Origin of the sequence: Hymenobacter jejuensis, assembly GCF_006337165.1 — a bacterium.
GTDB lineage: Bacteria > Bacteroidota > Bacteroidia > Cytophagales > Hymenobacteraceae > Hymenobacter > Hymenobacter jejuensis.
Window position 1 is genome coordinate 4,506,251 of record NZ_CP040896.1, and the last position, 15,989, is coordinate 4,522,239.

The 15,989-nt window shown below is 56.7% G+C and carries 13 protein-coding genes; 7 read left to right on the forward strand and 6 right to left on the reverse strand.

The genetic code is table 11. The annotated features are described in order from the left end of the window. Positions 1-3 precede the first annotated feature (3 nt). From FHG12_RS18530 to parS, 4 genes are all read right to left on the reverse strand, one after another. A complete protein-coding gene (locus tag FHG12_RS18530; RefSeq protein WP_165699453.1) occupies positions 4-1,368 on the reverse strand; it encodes a L,D-transpeptidase scaffold domain-containing protein in 1,365 nt (454 codons plus the stop codon). A 501-nt stretch (positions 1,369-1,869) separates the two neighbouring features. Beyond that, positions 1,870-2,997, reverse strand: a complete 1,128-nt coding sequence (locus FHG12_RS18535) for a glycosyltransferase family 4 protein (protein WP_139517204.1) — start codon at positions 2,995-2,997, stop codon at positions 1,870-1,872. Positions 2,998-3,049: 52 nt separating this feature from the next. After that, positions 3,050-3,514, reverse strand: coding sequence for an RES family NAD+ phosphorylase (locus FHG12_RS18540; protein WP_139517205.1), 465 nt, complete (start codon positions 3,512-3,514; stop codon positions 3,050-3,052). Between the two features lie 3 nt (positions 3,515-3,517). Beyond that, entirely contained in the window at positions 3,518-3,970 is a 453-nt protein-coding gene (parS, locus tag FHG12_RS18545; RefSeq protein WP_139517206.1) for a type II RES/Xre toxin-antitoxin system antitoxin, read from the reverse strand. Between the two features lie 368 nt (positions 3,971-4,338). Here parS and FHG12_RS18550 point away from each other — a divergent pair, with 368 nt between their 5' ends. From FHG12_RS18550 to FHG12_RS18575, 6 genes are all read left to right on the forward strand, one after another. Next, positions 4,339-4,884: an RNA 2'-phosphotransferase gene (locus FHG12_RS18550; protein WP_139517207.1), complete on the forward strand. Its 546-nt coding sequence runs from the start codon at positions 4,339-4,341 to the stop codon at positions 4,882-4,884. A 108-nt stretch (positions 4,885-4,992) separates the two neighbouring features. Next, positions 4,993-5,703, forward strand: a complete 711-nt coding sequence (locus FHG12_RS18555; RefSeq protein WP_139517208.1) for an HD domain-containing protein — start codon at positions 4,993-4,995, stop codon at positions 5,701-5,703. A 43-nt stretch (positions 5,704-5,746) separates the two neighbouring features. Then, positions 5,747-5,989: a hypothetical protein gene (locus FHG12_RS18560; RefSeq protein ID WP_139517209.1), complete on the forward strand. Its 243-nt coding sequence runs from the start codon at positions 5,747-5,749 to the stop codon at positions 5,987-5,989. A gap of 124 nt (positions 5,990-6,113) precedes the next feature. Continuing rightward, entirely contained in the window at positions 6,114-8,675 is a 2,562-nt protein-coding gene (gyrA, locus tag FHG12_RS18565; RefSeq protein ID WP_139517210.1) for a DNA gyrase subunit A, read from the forward strand. Positions 8,676-8,764: 89 nt separating this feature from the next. After that, a complete protein-coding gene (locus FHG12_RS18570) occupies positions 8,765-9,904 on the forward strand; it encodes a tetratricopeptide repeat protein (RefSeq protein ID WP_139517211.1) in 1,140 nt (379 codons plus the stop codon). A gap of 1,041 nt (positions 9,905-10,945) precedes the next feature. Then, complete coding sequence (locus FHG12_RS18575) at positions 10,946-11,974, forward strand: hypothetical protein (protein ID WP_165699454.1); 1,029 nt, start codon at positions 10,946-10,948, stop codon at positions 11,972-11,974. A 161-nt stretch (positions 11,975-12,135) separates the two neighbouring features. Here FHG12_RS18575 and FHG12_RS18580 read toward each other — a convergent pair whose 3' ends face one another. After that, a complete protein-coding gene (locus tag FHG12_RS18580) occupies positions 12,136-13,833 on the reverse strand; it encodes an ArnT family glycosyltransferase (protein ID WP_139517213.1) in 1,698 nt (565 codons plus the stop codon). A 39-nt stretch (positions 13,834-13,872) separates the two neighbouring features. After that, on the reverse strand, positions 13,873-14,859 hold the full coding sequence (locus tag FHG12_RS18585) for a glycerophosphodiester phosphodiesterase (RefSeq protein WP_139517214.1): 987 nt from the start codon (positions 14,857-14,859) through the stop codon (positions 13,873-13,875). A gap of 134 nt (positions 14,860-14,993) precedes the next feature. Between FHG12_RS18585 and FHG12_RS18590 the strand changes: the two genes are divergently transcribed. Further along, positions 14,994-15,977 (forward strand): GDP-mannose 4,6-dehydratase, encoded by a 984-nt coding sequence (locus tag FHG12_RS18590; protein WP_139517215.1) that lies wholly within the window; start codon positions 14,994-14,996, stop codon positions 15,975-15,977. The last annotated feature ends 12 nt before the right edge of the window (positions 15,978-15,989 follow it).

The window sequence follows — 15,989 nt, forward strand, 5'->3', positions numbered from 1 at the left end:
TAGTTACTTCATGGCCGTCTGGTCGGGTGTAGAGTCTTTGGTAAAGAAGGCTTCCCGCAAACAGGCGTCTTGTTGGTAAATATCTTTGTAGAGAACGAGCTTGCCGTTTTCGGCTTCGCAGGTGTAGTAGCGAATGTGGATGGGCAGGCCGGTGCGCAGGTCGAAGCGGCGGCGCAGGCTGCGGTCCGGGCCGGTGAGGGCCGGCTTCAGGGCGGCTTCGTTGCCGTCCCGCCGAAGCAGGTAAGAAGCTAGCTGCCAGGGTTTTTCTACGCGGACGCAGCCGTGGCTCAGCGCGCGCTCGGTTTGGGTAAAAGCGCTACGGGCCGGCGTGTCGTGCAGAAACACGGTGTGGTCGTTGGGGAAATAAAAGACTACGCCGCCCAACGCGTTGTGGCGGCCCGACATCTGCCGAATCGAGTAGGAAAAGGTTTCGGGCGTGACTTTGCTCCAGCGAACCCGCCACGGGTTCACGGGTTGGTTTTTGTAGTTGTAAAGGCGGTAGTTGTTGTCGGCCAGGTAGCTCGGATCGCGTTGGAGTTCCGGCAGCATTTCATTGACGGCGATGCTGTAGGGCACGCGCCACTCCGGGGCCGTCACGAATACAATAATGCGGCTGTCGATGAGCGGGGTGGGCGTGACGGGCTTGCCCACGATCACGCGATGCGTCTGGAGCACCTGGCCTCGCTTGATTACTTGCAACCGGTAGGCCGGAATGTTGACCAATACGTACTCCGAATCCGCGGCGGCTTCCCAGCGCAGGCGCTCCAGGTTGATGGCCACGCGCCGAAATTCGGTTTGCTCGCCGCTCATCAGCCGCAGGGAGTCGGCAGGTGAGGCGCGCAGCATGCGGCTCCAGGTGCGTTGCAGCTGCACATACATCCGGCTTTGCGGTTGCTCGTGCAATAGTGATGCGGCCAGATCCTGGCTACCCAGGGCCTGCAACAGCCGCCCCACGGCGCGGCGCGTAGCCAGCGAATCCTGATCGGTGGGCGCTAAGGTGCCGGGCCGTAGTCGCCCTTGGTGCAGGTGCTGGGTATAGCGCAGCAAGGCGTCGGTGAGGCGAAGCTCGAAGCTGGCCAGCTGATGGGCGCGCTCGGCGTCGGCGGAGCGCAACGTCAGGGAGTCGGGGAGGGCGCGCAGCTGCGACCAGCCGTAGGTTTCGCGGTTCAGGCCGTATTCGGCGGCCGTGCTGAGGAAGGAAAGCGCGGCCGTTGCCGAAGAATTCCAGCCGGCCGCTTGCGTCCAGACGGGTTGGTACTGCCGCTGGGTGTAGAAATCCTGCACCGCCGAGCCGGTGTGCAACCCGAGCCGTTGGTAGGTCGCGACGGGCCCTAGGGGAGCCGTGTCAAGCAGCTTTTTGAGCTGCATCGTTTCCGCCAGGCTCGCCGCCGAGCCGGAAACGTGCCTTTCGCCGTCTCCCGCTGGCCAAGCCAGTAAGGGGAGCGCGCAGCCGACGAAGGTCACCAGTAAACAAGCAGACCGCACACTGCTTCTTAGCCAGGTCATGAAAGTAGGGCCAGAAGAGTCGGAAAATGCTGAGCAGTATCAGTTAAAGCATAGGCAGAAGACAGACGAGAAGTCCGGTTGCAGTCGGGAAAAGTCAGAGCGGAATGATTTCAGAAGTTACTCAAAGCACCAGATAAAAGCTAATTTTTTCTGGCTTATTACTTATTTGACTAGGGTAGATTAGGCAGTAGTTTTTGGCTGTAGTTCAACCAATACGATTTTCCCTCGATTGAGCGGCCGCCCTGTTTTCGCCCAAACGCGAGGAAAAGATCTTTCATTTCTGGTGGGCCTTAATAAAGCTTTAAAGGCGTGTTTCCTTTTTGGTATAAGTTATTCGTGATCAATTGATTATGTTGAAAACGGTTATTTTGCTTCGTGGAAGACTTTCTGGTATTGCTGTGCGATGGTAACGGGGCTATACGCCGCCCGTACCTGCGGGGCCCGTTGCTGAAACAGGCGTTTTTGCTCGGCTAGGTTATCCGTGCAAAACTGCATCTGCTCGACGAAGGACTCCGGGTTTTCGGGGTCGCCGACGTAAAGGGCCTGGCCCAGCGTGACTTCCTTCAGCGATGTGCGCGCCGTAGTGATGGTCGGGATGCCCAGGCCCATGGCTTCCACGGGCGGCATGCCAAAGCCTTCGAATAGCGAGGGAAACACGAAAAACGAGCACGTTTGCATCAGGTCGGTGAGGCGCTGGTTGTCGATGTAGCCCGTGAAGCTGATGTTTGGGTTTTGGGCCACGGCCTCGTTGATCTGGCGGTGATAAGCCGAATAATCGCCGCCGATGAGCTTGTCGGCCGTTTGTCCCACGAGCACCAATTGAAAATCAGGGTTTCGGGCGTTGAAAATTTGAAATGCCTTGAGCAGCGTCAGGATATTCTTGTGGGGGTAATGCGCGGCCAGCGTCAGGATGAAGGGCCGGGCGGGCTGCTCCAAGTCGGGCTTGAAATACAGTTCAAAGCGCTCGAAATCGATGGGGTTGTGAATGGCCGTGACGCGGTCGGCGTAGCGGGCGCCGTAGCGTTCGAGCACGTCGTTTTTCACAAACTCCGAAATGCAGACCACCTTGCGGGCGTGGTAGAGCGAGTGCAGGTGCGCCAGCCGCAGCCACTGGCGCTTGGGGGCAGAAAAAAACTCCGGGTAGTGCAGGTATTGCAGGTCGTGGAGGGTGGTGAAAAACTTGCGCCGCCGCCCGAAGTTGAAGCCGGTCACGTAGTTAGGGTAGAACACCGCCTCCGCCTTCCGAACCGACTCCAGCACGAGCGGCGAGATCATTTCGTAGATCCCACGGTTAAACGGCACCTTCACGTACTGCTTGTCTAGCTGAGGGTACTGCGCCTCGAAATAATCGCGAAATTGCTCTTGCAGCAGCAGCGTAACGTGGTCAGCAGCCGGCAGGTCGCGGAAGCCTTTGGCCAGGTTGATAAAGAAATTCTCGGCCCCGCCCACTTTGCCAGGGTAAATAAATAAGCCGGAAAATAGTAGGTTCATGAGTTATGCTATTGCGTAATTAATTGAGCAGCAACTAGTTGTTGAAAAGAAATTACTGCTCGTCCAGTGGCTTTAGGCGCGGATCGAAGGGGTGGGGCTCCACCGATACGATGCGTAGCCGCACGTGGTCGGGGTGGAGCGGGTTGAGCAGGTAGTTCCACTCGCTGGGCGCCTGCGCCGACGGAACTTTCAGCAGCCAATAGCGGCCTTCCAGTATCCAGAGGCGCGAGATTTCGGCCAGCTCCTGCGGATACGGAATCTCCTGCCAGTTGGCGGGCAGTTCCGCAACCGTGATCTGCCGGACCGAGGCGTCGTCGGGGATTTCCAGCGTGAGGGCGTAGTAGTTCTGGGGCAGCGACGAGGCGTTGGCCAGCACTTCCAGCTTGGCCAGCGACAGGTGCTCGGAGGTGTACAGAATCTGAGTGCCTTTGGTGTGCCAGCGGGCGGGGGCGTACAACCCACCGCTGCCCGATAGATCGCGGATGCGGGCCTGTTTGCCCAAGCGATACAGCAGCACGGCTTACGAATACATGCCGTACTCGATGCGAAACAGCACGGCCAGCACCTGGTCACGCCCGATGGCCGAGCTCAGCAGCGACTTGGGCCGGATGTTGCCCAGGGCCACGTTGGGCGTGGAGAGCCAGTGATTGAAATCGTCTTCGTTCTCAAACACTTCCAGGCCTTTGAGCAGCACGCCCGAGAGCTGAATGGTTTTCTCGCCTTCGTCGCGGGTCAGCGGACTTTTGGCCTGTTCGCGGCGGGCCAGGGTACTTTCCGAAATGTCGAGCACGGCGCTGATTTCCTTGTTGGTGAAGCGCAAATGCTGCTGCAATGCCCGCAGGGCGCGTACCGGCAAGCCTTTGATGGCCACGGCCAATAAGTCGAGCTCATTGTGCACCGGCTGCGGAATCACGGTGCCGCCGCCCATCAAATCGACCATGTTGGCCACCGGAGTTTTACGAAGCGCTGTCATTTGCATAGTTTCAAACCGTCATTTGACGGCAATATACGCTATGAACGGCGAACGCCCTGCGAAAGATTCCGGGATGGTGAGTTGCAGGTTATTCAGCGGAGTGGAAAGCATTGTAAGTGAAAAAGAAGGAGTAGCTATAATGTCTGAACTTATGTGTGTAAGTGATTTATAATCAAATATTTATATTTAGAAAGCGCGTTGATGTATATCCAATATCTGTAAAAGCTGATTCGCTTCGGAAGTACCGGCGTGGAATATTTGCCATTCGTGCTTTTCGCTGGTGTTATGCAAGCTTATCCAACCCGGCTGTGACTCGGTGATCGTTACAGAAGGCCGCTTCGACAAGAAATTATGACCTCTTTTACTTCATGAATCCCGCCCAAGCCATTCGCCTTAGCAAATTTCTCAGCCTGCACTTGCGGCATCGGCCCGAAGCGTTGGGCTTGGCCTTGCAGGCCGGGGGCTGGGTAGGAGTGGAGGAGCTGCTCGCCGCCTGCATCCGCCAAGGGCAGCCCATCAGCCGAGCCCAGCTGGATGAACTGGTGCGGGGAAGTGACAAACAGCGTTTCGCCTACGACGAAACGGGTACCCGCATTCGCGCCCAACAGGGACACAGCGTAGCGGTAGATTTGCAGCTAACGCCTTCTGAGCCGCCGGCCGAGTTGTATCACGGCACCGTAGCCGCCGCCATGCCAGCCATTCGGCGCGAAGGCCTGCGCAAAATGAACCGCCACCACGTCCATCTGTCGCCCGACCCAGAAACCGCACGCCGCGTAGGGAGCCGGCGCGGCAAGCCCGTGGTTTTGGTAGTGGACGCGGCAGGGCTGTACCAAAGTGGAGCTGTCTTTTATGAATCGGGCAACGGCGTGTGGCTGGTGGACCAAGTGCCGCCGGAGTTTTTACGAGAAGCGTAGTAACCGCCGGCCGAAGGCAAGTATTTGCGGATAGAATCGTTGCTTTGTGGTGCGCCTAGTCGAGCCTCGACGCGGCGCAGGCATACCATCGCTTTTACTTTACTTCCCTTGGACTCACAGGAAATCATTGCGCGTACAGCCGAATTTGTTCGGCAAAAATTTCTTCACGAAGGTTCCGGCCACGATTGGGAGCACATTCGGCGCGTGTGGCAAGTGGCTCGCCAACTGGCAGTTAGCACGCCGGGCGCCGATATGGTAGTTACCGAGCTTGGGGCCTTGCTCCACGACGTAGCCGATTGGAAATTCCATGGCGGCGACGAGGAAGCCGGTCCGCGCGCCGCCCGTGAGTGGTTGAGTGGCCTGGCGGTAGAGGAAGCCGTGATGCAGCGGGTCGAAGCCATCATCCGGGAGATTTCCTTCAAAGGCCTCGGTGTGCCCACGCCCATGAGCACCCTGGAAGGCGAACTCGTGCAGGATGCCGACCGCCTCGATGCCATCGGGGCAATTGGGGTGGCGCGGGCCTTCGCCTACGGCGGGCACAAAGGCCGTCCCTTGCACGACCCCGCGGTGCCGCCCGTTGCGCACGAGTCGTTTGCGAGCTACAAACAGAATGTAGCGCCTACGATCAATCACTTCTACGAAAAGCTTTTGCACCTGCGCGAGCGCCTGCACACGCCTGCGGCCCGCGCCGTGGCCGAGGAGCGCCATCGCTTTATGGAAATCTTTCTGGCGCAATTCCTGCGTGAATGGAGCAGCGAGGACGTAGGTGCGGGGGCTGATTATCAGCCCACCTTCACCACTACCGGCGAGGCCAAGTAAAAACCACTACACGCTGCTAGCGAAGAGCTAGTACTTTTGAAGGATGAAATCACGCTTACTTTTTACCCGGCTTGGGCTGCCGCTGATGTTGCTTCTGACGGTGGCTTCGTGCCGCACCTGTCCGATTGCTTCCTGTCACACGCGCAAGGTGCATTTACACGACGGCACCAAGTATCACGGGCAACCGTGGTTCAAAAAACAGAACCCCGCAATTGGCGAAAAGATTAAGGTACACAAGCAGGAAACCGGCCGGCACAAGAACGATAAAAGCAAGGGCCTGAAGTAGCCTAAAGCGGGCGAAATACTAGGTAAAACGGGCTTTTTTGCGTATCTTGCAGGCTTAACGTAGTACTCATTCACCGGCGCCGGAACGGCCCTTTCGGGGGCCGCCGGCCGACTCATTTGTCCCTATGGCGGAAGGCGAAAAGATCATTCCGATTAACATTGAAGACGAGATGCGTGGGGCTTACATCGATTACTCGATGTCGGTTATCATCTCCCGAGCTTTACCCGACGTACGCGATGGTTTGAAACCCGTACACCGGCGCGTGCTGTATGGCATGAGCGAGCTGGGCGTCTCTTACAACAAATCCTATAAAAAAAGTGCTCGTATCGTGGGCGAAGTGCTGGGTAAATATCACCCACACGGCGACTCCTCCGTGTACGATACCATGGTGCGCATGGCCCAGGATTGGAGCTTGCGCTACCCGCTGGTAGATGGGCAGGGTAACTTTGGCTCGATCGACGGCGACTCGCCGGCAGCCATGCGTTACACCGAAGCCCGCCTGAAGCGGTTGGCCGACGAGCTGCTGGGCGACCTGGACAAGGAAACGGTTGATTTTCAGCCCAACTTCGACGACTCGCTGGAAGAGCCCAGCGTAATGCCGGCCAAATTCCCGAATCTACTGGTCAACGGCACGTCGGGTATTGCCGTGGGTATGGCGACCAACATGGCGCCGCACAACCTGACGGAAGTTGTGGATGGCATCATTGCCTACCTCGAAAACCCGGAAATCACCATTCCGGAGCTGATGGAGCACATCCTGGCCCCGGACTTTCCGACCGGTGGCACGATTTACGGCTACGAAGGCGTAAAACAGGCGTTCGAAACCGGCCGCGGCCGCATTGTGGTGCGGGCCAAGGCGCAGTTTGAGACCTTGCCTTCGGGCAAAGAGCAGATCATCATCACCGAGATTCCCTACATGGTGAACAAGGCGTCGATGATCGAAAAGACGGCTGCCCTCATCAACGAAAAGCGGATCGAAGGCATCGCCGACTTGCGCGACGAGTCGGACCGCGACGGTATGCGCATCGTGTACGATCTGAAGCGCGACGCCATGCCCAACGTGGTGCTCAACCAGCTTTATAAGTACACCCAGCTGCAAAGCAGCTTCGGCGTCAACAACGTGGCGCTCGTCAAGGGCCGGCCCCTGACGTTGAACCTGCGCGAGCTAATCGTGTACTTTGTCGAGCATCGTGCCGAGGTGATCATTCGCCGTACGCGTTTCGAGTTGGCTGAGGCACAAAAGCGGGCTCACATTCTGGAGGGCCTTCTCATTGCCCTCGATCATCTCGACGAGGTGATCTCCTTGATTCGCGGTTCGAAAGATCCGGAAGTGGCTCGTGCTGAGTTGATTGCGCGTTTTGCCCTGAGTGAAGTGCAGGCTCGTGCTATCCTCGACATGCGTTTGCAGCGGCTTACGGGCCTGGAGCGTGATAAGATTGTAAAGGAATACGAGGAGCTGATGCGCCTGATCGACCACCTGAACGCTGTATTGGCGTCGGACGAGTTGCAGCGGCAGATCATCAAAGATGAGCTCATCGACATTCGGGAACGCTACGGCGATGCCCGCCGTACCGGTATCGAGTATGCCGGCGGCGACTTCTCGATGGAGGACATGATTGCCGACGAGAGCATGGTAATCACGATCTCCAACGAAGGCTACATCAAGCGCACCCCCCTCGACGAGTACCGGGCCCAAGGCCGCGGGGGGGTTGGCGCACGCGGCGCAGCCTCCAAGCAGGATGACTTTACGGAACACCTGTTCGTGGCCACCACGCACGAATACCTCTTGTTCTTCACTGAACTTGGTCGCGTATTCTGGCTGAAAGTGTACGAAGTGCCAGAAGGAGGGAAGAACGCCAAAGGCCGTCCTATCCAAAACCTGATCGAAATTCCGCGTGAAGACGCTGTTCGTAGTGTGCTGAATGTCAGAGGGTTGCGTGATCCTGATTATCTGGAGAATACGTTCTTGATGTTCTGCACCGAACAGGGCACGGTAAAGAAAACGCCGTTGGAAGCGTATTCACGTCCGCGGGCGGCGGGTATCAATGCCATCACCATCAACGAAGGCGACCGGCTGCTCGACGTACAGCTCACCACTGGCAACAGCGAAGTGGTGGTAGCGTTGCGTTCGGGTCGGGCAGTGCGTTTCTCCGAAAGCAAAGTGCGCTCGATGGGTCGCAATGCAGCCGGGGTTCGCGGTATTTCGCTTTCTGACGAAAAGGACCGCGTAGTGGGCATGGTCTGCATTTCTGATTCGTCGCAGGAGCTGTTGGTGGTATCGGAAAACGGCTATGGCAAGCGCTCGGAGCTGGAAGAATACCGTGTGACCAACCGGGGCGGCAAAGGGGTTCGGGCCATGAAGATCACCGAAAAAACCGGTGCGTTGGTTACAATTAAGGACGTCAACGATACGGACGACCTGATGATCATCAACAAATCGGGAATCACCATCCGCCTGCGCGTAGCCGATCTGCGCACAATTGGCCGGGCCACGCAAGGGGTGCGGTTGCTCAAGATCAACGAAGGCGACGAGATCTCGTCGGTTGCGAAAGTCGCGGCCGATGAAAAAGAAGCCGAGGCCGAACTCAACGGCAATGGCAATCCGGACGGGGAGGGGCCAGTGGTAGACGTCGCCGCCGATGATCTGGCCGCCTTAACCGATCCAGAGACCCTTAGCGCAAATTAATTTCCACGGCAGAACTCGATTTCGGGTTCTGCCGTTTGCGTAGCAATTCCTTCCTTTCACTCACCCTACTTATTCTTCAGCAAAAACCTATGAAGAAGATTTTTCTGACGCTCGTGGCTGCTGCCGCGCTGCATACCGCTTCGGCGCAGAACTCGGCAGTAACTAATGCCATTCTGTTCCAGAAACAAGGCACGCTCGACAAGGCTCGCACCGAGATCGACAAGGCCATCACCAACGAGAAAACCTCGGGCAAAGCCAAGACTTGGTATACCCGGGGCGATGTGTATCAGGGCATGGTGGATAGCCCTATATATGGTAAAGCACTTCAGCCAGGCGAAGGCACTAAAATTGCCTTTGAATCCTATCAGAAGGCCATTCAAATAGACGGGAAAGACGGGGAGTACGGCAAATTGGCTACTGCCAAGCTGGACAACCTGTACGGCGCGGCGCTGAACGCTGGCGTGGAGAACTACAACGGCAAAAACTACGGCGAGGCCCTAAAAGCTTACCAGATGGCGCAGCAAATCCGGCCGGCCGACACTACCGCGTATTTGTACGCGGCTTATGCTGCTGAAGCCAACCAGGATTTTGCCTCGGCCAAAAGCAACTATTCGAAGCTGATGGCCCTGAATTACAAGTCGCCACAGGTGTACGGCCGGTTGTTGCAGATCGCGCGTCAGGAAAAGAACGATGCCGAAGCCAAGCAAATCATTCAGCAGGCATTGCAGGCATATCCCAACAACAAAGCCTTTTTGTTGGAAGACCTGAACATGGACCTGACGGCGGGTCGTGGCAAGGATGCTATTGACAAAATCAACCGCGCCATTGCTGCTGACCCCACCAATTCCAACTTGTACGCGGTGTTGGGTTCGATCTATGACCAAAACAAGCAACCCGACCAAGCGCTCGCTGCGTACCGGAAAGCAGTTGAGATCGATCCGAACAACTTTGATGCGCAGTTCAACCTTGGCGTGTACAACTACAACAAGGCCGCCGATGCGTATACCAAAGCCAGCAAGATGGATTTGGCTTCGTACCAGAAGTCCGGCAAGAAGCTGGAAGCCGACGGCAAGAAATACTTCCAGGATTCGGTGCCGTATTTCGAGAAAGCGCTCCAGCTTCAGCCAAACGATCGTGCCACGATCAGTTCGTTGCAGAAAGTGTATTTCCGCTTGGGTCGCACAGCCGATGCCGACAAGATGAACGCCAAGCTCAGCGCACTTAAATAAATTAGTGCGATAACCCTGTGAAAGCGGGGGAGTATAAAACCCAAGAAATAGCCCGAATTCGTTGTTCGGGCTATTTCTTGGAAACTCTACTTAACATAATATAAATTATAAGACAAATGACTTTGTTCAATTTGTTCAAATTGCGGTGGTCTCCACGCTTTGCATATATGCTTTAAGCAATTTTAAGCTACTAGGAAGCATGACAAGTCCCTGTGTTTCCACGTGTCTTAAAGCAGTTGAAATTCGGCTCGTTATAAATCGGAAATCACAGAATCTAGAGCAGTTAAACCTAGACATGTAAGATGGTTAAGTGCGCGCCACCGATTGTTGCATTATGTAATTCCTGCTGGTTTGCAAAGATGGTTTCGTTAAAGTGCTCATCATCTCGTCAAAGCTTTTTGTTGCATTATCACATCATCAATGCCTAGTGGCCACGCTGAGTCAGAAGTCGAAGCGGCAACTGGTGTGCTTGGGCAATACAGACGGCTGCGTTAGATAAGTATTCATTGTTGGACCGCCCATGGCATGTATGTGTCCTTGCAGCGCTATAATTCCATGTCGTGACCTCGGCGGTTAGTAGAAATTTCACGAAGTTAGCTCTGTATTGGTTAGAAAACACTCTGGCGCTTTGGGTTCCCTCCTGTCTATCAGAATCAGAAACTTTGCCGTGAACTTTCATTCTCCTGTATTTACTGCCTTCTAGCCGCACTTGTATATATAAAGGCAAAAGTTCTATAAGAATCGAGATGTGTCGCCAGTGGTGTTGCAGACGGCATTAAAATCACTCAAAGCCCCTACTGCTTGCCCCAGGCGCCCGACTGTATGGGTAGTATTATCTTTTAGGTAATTAGTAATTGATATTGTAGTACAATTAAATGATGTGTTAAAAAAGTATAGTTACGTATATAATAGTACAAAAAAGCATATATAATAATAAGTATTTTGTACTTTTTTGTACTTTATGCTACTAATGTATGCTTGTTGTTTATATACTTGTTGCTCTTTATTTCGTATATACCCACAAGACATTCTCCTAATAATATGCCTAAGACTATAGACTACCCCCGCACCAGTTACATGGGCGCTTGGGAAGTAGCAGAAGTTGTTGATGACACCGGTGGTAAGTGTGCACTTGAAACGTGTGCACGTAAGCTTAACAGAAAGGTCAGCGGTTCATTTAAAGCAATAATAGGCTCAGCCGTTAAGTTTGGCTTGTTAACCAGCAAGCGAGAGTTGCTCACCACAACAAATCTCTTCAGGCGCATCAAACACGCCTACGATAAGCAGGAAGAGAAAATCTTTCATCGCGAGGCCTTCCTCCATCCTCCCTTATTCACGCAAATCTGCCGGAAGTTTCGCAATCGGGAACTGCCGGTCCATATGTTTGATGTGATGCTGATCCGGGAATTCGGAGTTGAAGAAATTAATGCTCAGAACGTTTCCAAAGCCTTCGTGGACGGCGCTCGGATGGTAGGCATTCTGGATGAGCGAAACGTAGTAGCCGACATTGACCAACTAGCCCAACAACAGCCGCGTCGAGAACTAGCCAGTACTGAAATGCCGATCAATGCTTTTCGGACTCCAGAGCCCACGCGCGGTGCAAGCACCCCGGCGACAACTGTATCGCCCGATTCAGGAGTACTTTCTACCAATGGCATAAAACCTGATACCCCGCTTGTACCCAGCAGCCGGACGCGGGATGCTATCTCCAGTCTGTTTGGACTTGACACTGACGATCTGGACCAGGAGGCTAAGCCAGAGTTTGTACCCAATGGCGGGCCTGCAAACGTCTTTACCACACCAGATGCTACGGATACAACCCGCGCTGCTCCATCTCCACCATCTACAGCGATTAACGGCACTACAAACGAACCTGCGTCTACCCAACAGACGGCAACGCCTGAAAGAGCACTTACGCCGGCCGTTTCCACCGACCAGACGAGCGAACGGGCCTATGCCATCCGGATCAACGGGCCTGGCATAGATACGCAGTTGCTGATCCAGGACGCTGATGACTTAGAAATCGTCGGCTTTCTATTGGAAAAGATCCGCAGACAGCTCACTCGGTAAGTGAAATTACCCCAACGGCCCCTCCCGTTGTGCGCAAGGACACGAAGAGGCCGTTGGGGTAAAATGCAATTCAACAATCCGTGTAAATATTATGTTAATAAACTATTGGGTGCAATTAGTAATGTAACTAATTGATTGACATTCAGTTACATTACTATACGCTAGTTTACCTTTCGCTGAAGTAAGCTTACCATCCACCAGCCGTCTTTCGCTGTGCGGCCGAGGAAGAAGCTATCGATGCGTTCGCTGCGCAGGCGGGCGCGCCATTTGCGGGGCAGTTTCTCGAGCACATGCGGGTCGGAGGAAAAAACCACTACCGGAAGCGACGGCAGCTCGGCGGCCGTGGTGTCGGGGTGCCAAGTGGGGATGGATCGGCCGGCATTCCAGACCTGCTTAATGTGCACTTCCTGCTGCCCCACCCAAGGCAGGCGTTGCAACTCGGCGCGCTCCCGCACGTCGGAAATGTGGCGCAGGGAGCCATCGCCTTTCCGAGCTTCCCAGACCGGGTATGCCGGCATCAGCAACGCCAAAACGGCCGCCATCCCAGCCGCGGAAGCCCCCGTCAGGTGCACGGGTTGGCGACGCTGCCAGCCTTGCCGCCACACCAGCACCGCCAAACTACCAAACACCCCCAAAGCCGCCCCAAACCGCAGCGTGGCCGGCTCAAAGCCGGGCAACTTAATGACCACCATTGCAACGGGTACCAGCAGGCACACCAACAGCAGCAGCCCCGCCCAGACCCGCAGCCAGACACCATCGGCAGGCCGCAAGCGGGGCAGCGTCCGGCTGGTTTCCCAGTGGCGGAGCATTCCGCCCATCAACAAAGCAAGCGGCGGCATCAGGGGAAGCATGTAACGCTCCTTTTTCTCCGGCACGGCGCTGAGTAGCACCAACGTAACCAACAGCCACCCCAAGGCAAAAACATACGGAATATAGGCTTCGCTGCGTCGGCGAGCATACGGCACAGCCAAGGCCGCCAGAGCAACTACGGCCCAAACACCGGCAAATACCGGAAAGTTTAGGTAGTACCACCAAGCCTGAACGTGCCGCTCTCGCCAGGCGGTTACTTCGGTCTGGGCTACGGCTAGCGCCGCGGGCTGGACGTGCTCAAAGATATACAAGGGCCACGCCCCTCCTACTAATACAGCTATCAGCAAGGCCACCAGCAGCCCGCCACGATGGACGCGCAGGCGCGCACGGCCCGCAGGATTCAGCCGCTGTATGCAGTAACAGGCGGCAAAAGGTAGCAGCAACCCGAAGAGAGCGACCGGGCCTTTACTCAGAAAAGAACACCCCAACAACACACCGGCTCCCACAAAGCGGCCGTAGCTGGCCCCCGCCGAGTTCAGCCCGCGCACCAGCAGCCAGAGGGACCCAACCATAAAGCAATTGGAAAAGATGTCCCACTGCCCTTCCCGACCCGTAGTCACCAGCAGCAGACTGCTGCCCAACACCAGCGCGGACAGCCAAGCCGTGCGACCGGGAGCCGCGGCTTCGGCCGGCTGCTCCCGGGTCAGTTCGCGGGCCAGGCCCCAGAAAAAGAAAATCAGCAGCGTGGCCATCAGGGCGGCCGGCAGGCGCAGGACGGCCAGATTCTGGGTCGGGCCGACGACTTTCAGCAGTGCTGCCACGGCCCAGGTTGGGAGCGGCGGCTTGGCCAGGCGCAACTCCCCGTTCATGGTTGGAATAAGCCAAGAGCCTCCGGCGGCCATTTCGCGGGCGGCCACAAAGTTGCGGGATTCCATCAGGCTTACTTCGGGCGCGCCCAAATGCACAAAGAAGCTGAACAGGCAGACGAGCAACACCCAGAACACGCGTTGCCGCGGTACACAGCGGCGAAAAATAGTTGTAGTGTCCAATGCCGGTCTGTATGGGGTTCAGTAGAATTTGCGTAAGTATCAGTCTATCTGATGCTTAGCTTCCGCTTCGACTTCTGCTTCACTCTCGTCATCAACGTCGGCGTCGGCCGTTGCCGGCAGTCGCTCCTCCTCGGAAGTCGGCCGGCCCAGCTTGGTGAGCAGTCCTTCCAGGTTATCGACTTCGATGGCGTCGGGGTGACAGGCCAACAGCCGATCCAGAGTTTTGCCCGAGCGCCCCCCGAAGATAACCACCTGCAGCCCCGCTTGCTGCGCCTTGGTTACGCGCTCCGGCGTGGCCACGTCCTTGCGAATGACCACCCCTTGCAGGTGTTCGGCCACCGCCACGGGCAGGCCCTGGTCAAAGTCTTCGGTGATTTCGAGGGCCAGCGCCGCCGCCGGCAACTGCGCGCGAAACAAACGCAAGGTTTCTACACGGTTGGTCAGGATCAGGACTTTCTCGCGGGGCACGTTGTATTGTTTCAACGCCCGTATTAATGCCCGGACCAGGGCCGGTGAGCGGGCATACCCTGCACCGTCCGGGGCACACTCATCCAGTTCGTGCAGGTCCAGGTGCAAATGCGGGTAGCTACGGCGCTTGGCCAACGTGGCGAGCAACGTTTCGAGGGCAATGGGCTGCTCGTGCTGCAACCAATCGTAGGGCCAGCCCCCACGGTAGTGGAGCCGGGTCAGGGCCGCGGCCGACAGCTGACTCACGCAGCCCGTACCGTCGGTCATGGAGGCCAGCGTCTGGTCGTGGTAGAGCACCGGGATGCTGTCCTGGCTGAGCTGAATGTCCACTTCCACCCCGTCGGCGCCCCGCGCCAAGGCGCGTTGAATGCCCCCTAAACTACTCGGGGGCAAGGCATTAAAGGGATTGATTGGCGTAAAAAACCCCGAGCCGGCATGCCCCAGCACCAGCAGGCGCCGGGCATGCGGGGCCGCGGAAGGCGGTTGAAAAGCTTGTTGAATCGTCGGGGCGGCGACACACAACAGCCCCGCAACCAATAACGTAGGTAACAAATGCATCCGCGATAGGTATATAAAAAAGGTAAAAGCTATACGGCCACCCTAGCTAAACGATTCCGACGCCAGATTGTTAAATCGCACTACCTTTGCCGCCCCCTCTCGGCGGGTTCTTTCCTTTCATTCTACCGCTGCTTATGCCCTCTATTCTGGTGACCGGCTGCGCAGGTTTCATCGGGTCGCACTTGTGCCAGCGCCTGCTCTCCGATGGACACCGCGTCGTGGGACTCGACAATTTTGACCCGTTCTACGACCGCACCCTCAAGCTCGCCAACCTGGCGCCGCTGCTCTCCCACCCGCACTTCTCGTTTCACGAAGTCGAGCTGCGCCACGGGGCCGAAGCCCTGGCCGATGCCCTGCCCGCCGACCCCATCGACGTGGTGGTGCACCTGGCCGCCAAAGCCGGCGTCAGCCCGTCGGTGCGCCAGCCCATTGCCTACCTTGAAAACAACGTCCTCGGCACCACGCAGCTGTTGGAATGGATGCGCCAGCGCGACATCAAGAAGCTGTTCTTTGCCTCGTCGTCGTCGGTGTACGGCAACACGCCGGAGCGGCCCTTCCGCGAAGACATGAACCTGCTCGCGACCTGTATTTCGCCGTATGCAGCCTCCAAGCTGGCCGGCGAGCAGCTGACCTACACCTACCACCACTTGTACCAGCTGGACGTGCTGAATGCCCGGTTTTTCACCGTGTACGGCCCGCGCCAGCGCCCCGACCTGGCCATTCATAAGTTCGTGCGTTTGCTGCGCGCCGGCCAGCCGATTCCGGTATTTGGCGACGGCACCACCGCCCGCGACTATACCTTCGTGCTGGATACCGTCGACGGCATTGCCCGCGGCGTGCAGTATTTGCTCGACCACGAGAACGTGTACGAAACCCTCAACCTGGGCAACAACCGCCCGGTGCCCCTGCTCGAACTCATTGAGGAAGTGGGCAAAGCCGTGGGCATCACGCCGCAGCTGGAGTTTCTGCCCATGCAGGCCGGCGACGTCGACATTACCTACGCCGACATTAGCAAGGCCCAACGCCTGCTCGGCTACCAACCCCGCACCTCGCTCGCCGACGGCCTGCGGCAGTTCGTGCAGTGGCTGGCCGAAACGCACCAGGCACAACTACTATAAGGTTTTAACAAG